Origin of the sequence: Schaalia odontolytica, assembly GCF_005696695.1 — a bacterium.
Lineage (GTDB): Bacteria > Actinomycetota > Actinomycetes > Actinomycetales > Actinomycetaceae > Pauljensenia > Pauljensenia odontolytica_C.
Genome location: NZ_CP040006.1, coordinates 2,353,420 through 2,360,133, shown reverse-complemented (window position 1 = coordinate 2,360,133; position 6,714 = coordinate 2,353,420). Strand labels below are relative to the sequence as shown.

At 63.4% G+C, this 6,714-nt stretch carries 8 protein-coding genes; all 8 read left to right on the top strand.

The window, feature by feature from the left end:
- Nucleotides 1–449 precede the first annotated feature (449 nt).
- Nucleotides 450–590, top strand: coding sequence for a 50S ribosomal protein L34 (gene rpmH, locus FBF35_RS10445; protein ID WP_009212821.1), 141 nt, complete (start codon nucleotides 450–452; stop codon nucleotides 588–590).
- A 9-nt stretch (nucleotides 591–599) separates the two neighbouring features.
- The gene (rnpA, locus tag FBF35_RS10440; protein WP_060566055.1) at nucleotides 600–953 is read left to right on the top strand and encodes a ribonuclease P protein component; all 354 of its coding nucleotides are present in this window, start codon (nucleotides 600–602) and stop codon (nucleotides 951–953) included.
- Complete coding sequence (yidD, locus tag FBF35_RS10435) at nucleotides 950–1,315, top strand: membrane protein insertion efficiency factor YidD (protein WP_060566054.1); 366 nt, start codon at nucleotides 950–952, stop codon at nucleotides 1,313–1,315. The genes rnpA and yidD overlap by 4 nt, the downstream gene beginning before the upstream one ends.
- A gap of 48 nt (nucleotides 1,316–1,363) precedes the next feature.
- Nucleotides 1,364–2,704 (top strand): membrane protein insertase YidC, encoded by a 1,341-nt coding sequence (gene yidC / locus FBF35_RS10430; RefSeq protein WP_060566053.1) that lies wholly within the window; start codon nucleotides 1,364–1,366, stop codon nucleotides 2,702–2,704.
- Between the two features lie 83 nt (nucleotides 2,705–2,787).
- On the top strand, nucleotides 2,788–3,291 hold the full coding sequence (locus tag FBF35_RS10425; RefSeq protein ID WP_003791364.1) for a protein jag: 504 nt from the start codon (nucleotides 2,788–2,790) through the stop codon (nucleotides 3,289–3,291).
- Nucleotides 3,284–3,967 (top strand): 16S rRNA (guanine(527)-N(7))-methyltransferase RsmG, encoded by a 684-nt coding sequence (rsmG, locus tag FBF35_RS10420; RefSeq protein ID WP_034465145.1) that lies wholly within the window; start codon nucleotides 3,284–3,286, stop codon nucleotides 3,965–3,967. The genes FBF35_RS10425 and rsmG overlap by 8 nt, the downstream gene beginning before the upstream one ends.
- A 285-nt stretch (nucleotides 3,968–4,252) precedes the next feature.
- A complete protein-coding gene (locus FBF35_RS10415; RefSeq protein WP_277813756.1) occupies nucleotides 4,253–5,134 on the top strand; it encodes a ParA family protein in 882 nt (293 codons plus the stop codon).
- A 170-nt stretch (nucleotides 5,135–5,304) separates the two neighbouring features.
- Entirely contained in the window at nucleotides 5,305–6,591 is a 1,287-nt protein-coding gene (locus tag FBF35_RS10410) for a ParB/RepB/Spo0J family partition protein (RefSeq protein WP_060566052.1), read from the top strand.
- Nucleotides 6,592–6,714: the final 123 nt, after the last annotated feature.

Below are 6,714 nucleotides of genomic sequence, written 5' to 3'. Positions count from 1 at the left end.
GGCAACCTCCGGTCACAAATACTGGTGAGTTCGGTCACGACTTCTCGGTGATGTGCGTGACGCTCGTACATTGTCGCAGTGTAGTCCGCGCACATGTTATGCACAGACTGGGGATGAAGCTGTGGAGAACTATCACAGAATCACAGCTTTGTAGTTACAACTTTGGGTCCGCAGCAGCGTGCGGAAAGCAAAAATACGCACAGCCTGTGGATAACTGTCGTCGTCCACCCTCTGTGGACGGATGAGATCCACAGCGATTTGCACAGTTGTGGATACTGTGTGTGACGCGGTGGGTAACGCTGCCGCGTTGACGTGTGGCCCCAATCCGCTTAGTCTTGGTCTTTGTTTGCGCCCATTTCGGGCGTGCGTCCCCGCTATCGCGCGTGCTTACGTGTCGATAGCCCAACCGATACCGAGTGGGAAACCACTCCCCGCCGAGGAGAATTGCCGTGACCACCAAGCGGACCTACCAGCCCAACAACCGTCGTCGTTCCAAGACGCACGGCTTCCGTCTGCGCATGTCGACCCGCGCCGGCCGCGCCATTCTGGCTGCCCGCCGCCGCAAGGGCCGCGCCAAGCTGTCCGCCTGAGACACCCCGGTGCTGCCGCGCGCGCACCGCATGGTTGACCCAGCGGACTTCACCGCCGCGATCCGACAGGGAACGCGAGCAGGGGATCCGCTGGTCGTCGTCCACGTCCGAGCCGACGAGGAACGCAACAGTCGCCTCGTCGGTTTCGTCGTACCCAAGCGGGAAATTAAGCGCGCCAACGGACGCAATCGCGTCAAGCGGCAGCTGCGCCACCTCATGCGCGAACGGATTGCCGACCTCCCCGAAGGATCCCGGGTCGTCGTGAGGGCCTCAAGTAAGGCTCTCGGCGTCCCCTCCAAGGAACTCGGCGAACACCTCGACCGCGTGATGGCGCGAGCGTGGCGTAAGTGGGACGCACGATGAACATGGCGGGCCGAGCGCTTCGCGCTCTCGTGTCCGCACCCATCGTCGCCTACCAGCGCTACATCTCCCCGGCCCTCGGCCCCCGGTGTCGATACGCACCCAGCTGCTCCACATACGCTCTCCAGGCCATTCGCGTCCACGGACCCATCAAGGGACTCATCCTCGCGGCTTGGCGGTTGCTCAGATGCAACCCCTGGAGCCACGGGGGAGTGGACCACGTACCAGAGCGTGGACGCTGGAAGCCCGACCCATGGGTCCCACCCGAGGATTGGGCTGGGCACGACAACTGGGTCCGCCCCGACCCCATGGGACTCGACCCGGAGCACGACCTGACCGAGCCGGACACGGCCTCGGGACTCTAAGGAACAACGAAACAGCGGCGCTCCCGCGCCACGGCGAAAGCGAAAACTATGTTCGACGCAATCCTCCACCCCTTCGCGTGGGCGATCTCCTACGTGTGGGTCTGGATCCACGACCTCCTCGTGCTGCTCGGAATGTCCTCCGGCTCGGGCATGGCGTGGGTCCTGTCCATCGTGCTGCTCACCATCCTGGTGCGTATCGCCATCATCCCGCTGTTCCTCAAGCAGATCCGCTCCTCGCGAGCCATGCAGGCCATCCAGCCTGAGATGCGTAAGATCCAGGAGAAGTACAAGGGCAAGAAGGACCAGGTCAGCCGTCAGAAGATGATGGAAGAGACCCAGGCCCTCCAGCGCAAGCACAAGGTCTCGCCCTTCGCCTCCTGCCTGCCCATGCTCGTGCAGATGCCCGTCCTGTTCGGCATGTACCGAGCCATCATCGCGGTTTCCTCCATCTCCGCCGGCACCTACACCTACCGCGGCGATGCCACCGACCACCTCGGCCCGCTGACCGAGTCCGTGTCCACCGAGATCGTCAACTCCACCGTCTTCGGTGTTCCGCTCTCCCACACCCTGCGCGAGTCCTGGGGCCAGCCCGCGATCGTCGCCGTCTTCATTGCCGCGATCGTCCTCATGGTGGTCCTGCAGTTCGTCTCCATGCGACTGTCCTTCTCGCGCAACATGCCCGACATGGGCGACAACCCGATGGCTCAGTCGCAGCGCTCCATGATGTACGTGATGCCGCTGATGTTCATCTTCTCCGGCGCGTTCTTCCAGATGGGCGTCGTCATCTACACCGTGACCGCCTCCTTCTGGGCTCTCGCCCAGTCCCTCTGGACCATCAAGGTCATGCCGACCCCCGGCTCTCCGGCCTACGCCGACCTGCTGTCCTCGCGCGAGTCTGCCTACCAGGAATGGGCCAAGCCCTTCTTCCAGAACTACGACCGTGAGCGCGCCGCCCTCGGTGTTGCCGGCTCCGACCCGCGTATCGACGAGCTCAACGAGCGCACCCTCGCCGAGCTGCGCTCCAAGGCCAAGAAGCAGCGCGTTGCCTCCGACTTCCCGGCCTCCATGAGCGCCGGCGAAATCATCACTGTCTACCGCAACCTGGCCACCCAGAAGTGGACGACCCTGCCCGACGAGCAGTGGATGCACGGCCTCACCCTGGCCGTCGAGAAGCGCCTGGCCAAGCAGGAAGCTTCCGCCCAGCGCGCCGAGCTCCAGAAGCAGGTCCGCGACCGCCGTGCCCTCGAGCGTGAGTCCGCCAAGGCCTCGTCGAAGGATGCGGCCGAGGCCGGCGAGTCGACCTCCGGCCACGGCTCGCTGAGCGCCGAGGAGATTGAGCGTCGCCGCATCGAGCGCCGCAAGGCCCGCCGCCGCGGCAACAAGCGCTGACCACCATAGATTCACGGTTCCAGGCCCCCAGCCGGTAACCTGGACACCAGCAAGACCCCATTCCCCACTACGGAGGACACGTCATGAGTGACGACAACGCAGACAAGCTGACCCGCCTCGAAGAAGAAGGCGAAATCGCCGCCGACTACCTGGAAGAGCTGCTTGACATCGCCGACCTCGACGGCGACATCGAGATCGACGTCGAAAACGGCCGCGCCTCGGTCGAGATTGTCGCCGACGACCCCGACGCCCTCGACCGCCTCGTGGGCGACGACGGCGAGGTCCTGGACGCCCTCCAGGAGCTGACCCGTCTGGCCGTCCAGACCGAGACAGGCGAGCGCTCGCGCCTCATGCTCGACATCGCCGGCTTCCGCGCCGAGCGCAAGGAAGAGCTGCAGGACATCACCCGCGAGGCGATCGCCCGCGTGCGCGCCACCGGCGAGGCCGTCAAGCTCGACGCCATGAACCCGTTTGAGCGCAAGGTGTGCCACGACGTGGTCGCCGACGAGGGCCTCACCTCTGAGTCCGAGGGCGCCGAGCCCCACCGCCGCGTGGTGATCCTCCCCGAGGACACCGACGGTGAGTGAGAACCCGAACGGGACGGGAAGGGGTCGCCAGGTCGGCGACCCCTTCGTCCCAGAAGAGCCCACGCAGGCCGTCCGCGACTTCTTCGGACCGGCCTTCGCGGAGGTCGCCGAATACGCACGCATGCTCGAGGAGGAAGGCGAGATTCGCGGCCTCCTCGGCCCGCGCGACATGGAGCGCATCTGGTCGCGCCACATCGTCAACTCCGCTGCCGTCCTGGACTTCATGCCCCGTAAGGATGGCCGTCAGGTCCTCGATGTCGGCTCCGGATCCGGCTTGCCCGGCATCGTGATCGCCGCCTGCCGCCCCGAGCTCGACGTGCACCTGGCTGAGCCCATGGCGCGCCGCGTCGAGTGGCTCATGGACGTCGTGGAGGACCTGGGTCTCGACAACGTCACCATTCACCAGGCGCGCGCCGAGGAGCTGCGCGGCAAGGGCAAGGCTGACGTCGTCACTGCCCGCGCCGTGGCGAACATGAGCAAGCTCGTGCGCATGACCTCGAAGCTGATCGCCCCCGGTGGCTCGCTCGTGGCCCTCAAGGGTCGCCGCGCGCCCATCGAGGTGGACGAGGCCTCGGCGGAGCTGCGCCGTCACCACCTGCGCGCTGAGATCCACGAGGTGCCCTCCATCATGGAGGACGAGTCCACGTACGTGGTCGTCTGCACGCGCATTAAGTAACGCGTCCCCAGTGGGGGAGAGGAGCGTCGTGGCGTTTACTGCGGCGCTCCTCTCATATAGTGACGCAGGCCACATCGGTGTGGTGTTGTGTCAGATCGATTCTGTCGATTGACGGTTTGTCACGTTTCGGCTCTTCGCTGGGAGAATCGATCCTACAGAACGAAATTTTCTTTGTTGTACGGCGGTGCATGGAGATTGTGTGCGCCTGGATGCATCCCGGGCTTTTCGTGCTGGAAGTGTGTGCGTCTGCCCGTAAACTAGGGGCAGTATCTAGGAAGGTGTCACGTGAGTACCAACAACACCCCTTTGTCGAATCAGATCGAGCGCAACATGCGCGATCTGGCCATGCTCGAACGCGCAACGTTCCCGCGCCCTCAGCACACGCGCATCATCGCCGTCGCGAACCAGAAGGGTGGCGTCGGTAAGACGACATCGGCTGTTAACCTCGCGGCCGGCCTCGCGATGGGCGGCTTGTCTGTCCTCGTCGTCGACGCGGACGCCCAGGGAAATGCCTCGAGCGCGCTCGGCGTGCCGCACCCCGCCGGAACCCCGTCAACCTATGACGTCATCATCGGCGGGGCCAGCGTTGCAGACGTCGTGCAGCCGTGCCCCGACATCGATGGTATTGTCGTGTGCCCGGCCACGATCGACCTCTCCGGCGCGGAAATCGAGCTCGTCGACGTTGAGCGCCGTGAATACCGGCTGCGCGAGGCCCTGCGTGAGTATGTTTCTGAGCATGCCGACATTGATATCGTGCTCATCGACTGCCCGCCTTCCCTCGGCCTCGTGACGCTGAATGTCATGGTCGCCGCGGACGAGGTCATGATCCCGATTCAGGCCGAGTATTACGCCCTGGAGGGCCTCAGCCAGCTGTGGAACACCGTCGAACGGATCGGCGTGGATCTTAACCCTGGCCTGCGTGTCTCCGGCATGTTGCTCACCATGGCGGACAAGCGCACGAAGCTTTCCGAGGAGGTTGAGAGCGAGGTTCGCTCGCACTTCCCGGACCACACTTTTGAGACCGTCATCCCGCGTTCTGTGCGCATTTCCGAGGCGCCGAGCTACGGTCAGACTGTCGTCACGTACGATCCCCGTAACGTGGGCGCAATCGCGTATCGGAAGGCCGCGTTGGAGCTGTGCCAGCGCGTCGCAGCCTCTGAAGAGTGATTGTTTCACGTGAAACATTCGGAGTTTTCCGCATGTTTCCGCAGGTCGGCACGTATTAGTCACCGTGCGTGAGCATTGGTGCAACAAAGTGATCAAAGACGCTTACTAGCTGAGCGCATGCCATTGTTTCACGTGAAACAATGAACCGACGCAATTGAAGGAGTATTGCAATGGCGGATGCAGCACCGAAGTCTGAGGGCCGTAAGGGCGCTCGCAAGCACACTGGCCTCGGCCGTGGTCTTGGCGCTCTCATTCCTCAGGCTAGTGAGCAGACGCCGCATAATGCACCCTCCGCGCCCTCCCGTCCCCTGGACGTGTTCTTCCCCGAAGGTAGCTCCGCCGGTAAGCGTGGAGGTTCTGCGAAGGATCTTTTGCAGCCCAAGCGTGGCACTGCCTCGTCGAAGAAGAAGCGTCCGACCATGCCGTCCGTTGAGGCGGCTGGTGGACGTCGAGGCGCTGGCTCTCGCAGCGGTCTCGGCGCTGGAATCAATGGCTCAGATTCCCGCCAGAAGGCGACTCGTGTGCCCGCGAAAGACGCTTCCGTCAACGAAGCAGACAAGCGCGAAGAACAGAATGTTTCACGTGAAACATCCGTTGATCACGAGCTTCTTCCGGTGCCCGGTGCATCCTTTGCTGAAATTGCGATCGATCAGATCGTCCCCAACACGAAGCAGCCTCGAGAGGTCTTTGATGAGGATGATCTGAAGGAACTGTCGGCCTCGATCAAGGAGGTCGGCGTTCTCCAGCCCGTCGTCGTTCGTAGTATCCCCACGAAGGGCCGCTCCGAGAAGCTCACCGAGTTCCTCGCCGAGAAGCCCGAAGCACGCTACGAACTGATCATGGGTGAGCGCCGCCTGCGCGCCTCAGAGCTCGCAGGCGAAACCACGATTCCGGCAATCATCCGGGAGACCGAAGACGGGGACTTGCTCCGCGACGCGCTCCTGGAAAACCTCCACCGGGCCCAGCTCAACCCGTTGGAAGAAGCGAGCGCATACCAGCAGCTCATGGCGGATTTCGGCGCGACTCAGGAAGAGCTCGCCAAGCGAATCGCCCGCTCGCGCCCGCAGATTGCGAACACCCTGCGCCTCCTCAAGCTCCCGCCGTCCGTTCAGAAGAAGGTCGCCGCTCAGGTCATCACCGCCGGCCACGCCCGTGCGCTGCTGTCTCTGTCGACGCCCGAAGAGATGGAACGACTGGCCGAGCGTATCGTCGCCGAGGGTCTCTCCGTGCGTACTACCGAAGAGATCGTTCGCCTCGGCAAGGCGAAGGCAACCCCGCGTCCGCGCGCACGCCAGCAGCGTCCTCTGTCGCAGCTGGGGGAGAGCGTCGTATCGGCGCTGTCCGACGCGTACGATACGCGCGTGACCATCACTGAGGGACGTAAGAAGGGTCGGATCGTCATCGAATTCGCAGGATCCGAGGATCTTCAGCGAATTGCAGACCTTATTCTCCACTGATCTAACTTCATAGTTCTTTTCGCAGATCACGCGCAGTATGTTCCGTACGCGACATTTCCTGAGCTAATCTTCGGATGAATTAACGCTTAAACTACCTCTAAAGGGTCCGTCGTCGGGCCCTCG

Excerpts from the sequence above, each read along its gene's own strand:
- yidC (WP_060566053.1), top strand. The coding sequence starts at position 1,364 with ATGTTCGACGCAATCCTCCACCCCTTCGCGTGGGCGATCTCCTACGTG.
- yidD (WP_060566054.1), top strand. The coding sequence starts at position 950 with ATGAACATGGCGGGCCGAGCGCTTCGCGCTCTCGTGTCCGCACCCATC.
- FBF35_RS10425 (WP_003791364.1), top strand. The coding sequence starts at position 2,788 with ATGAGTGACGACAACGCAGACAAGCTGACCCGCCTCGAAGAAGAAGGC.
- FBF35_RS10410 (WP_060566052.1), top strand. The coding sequence starts at position 5,305 with ATGGCGGATGCAGCACCGAAGTCTGAGGGCCGTAAGGGCGCTCGCAAG.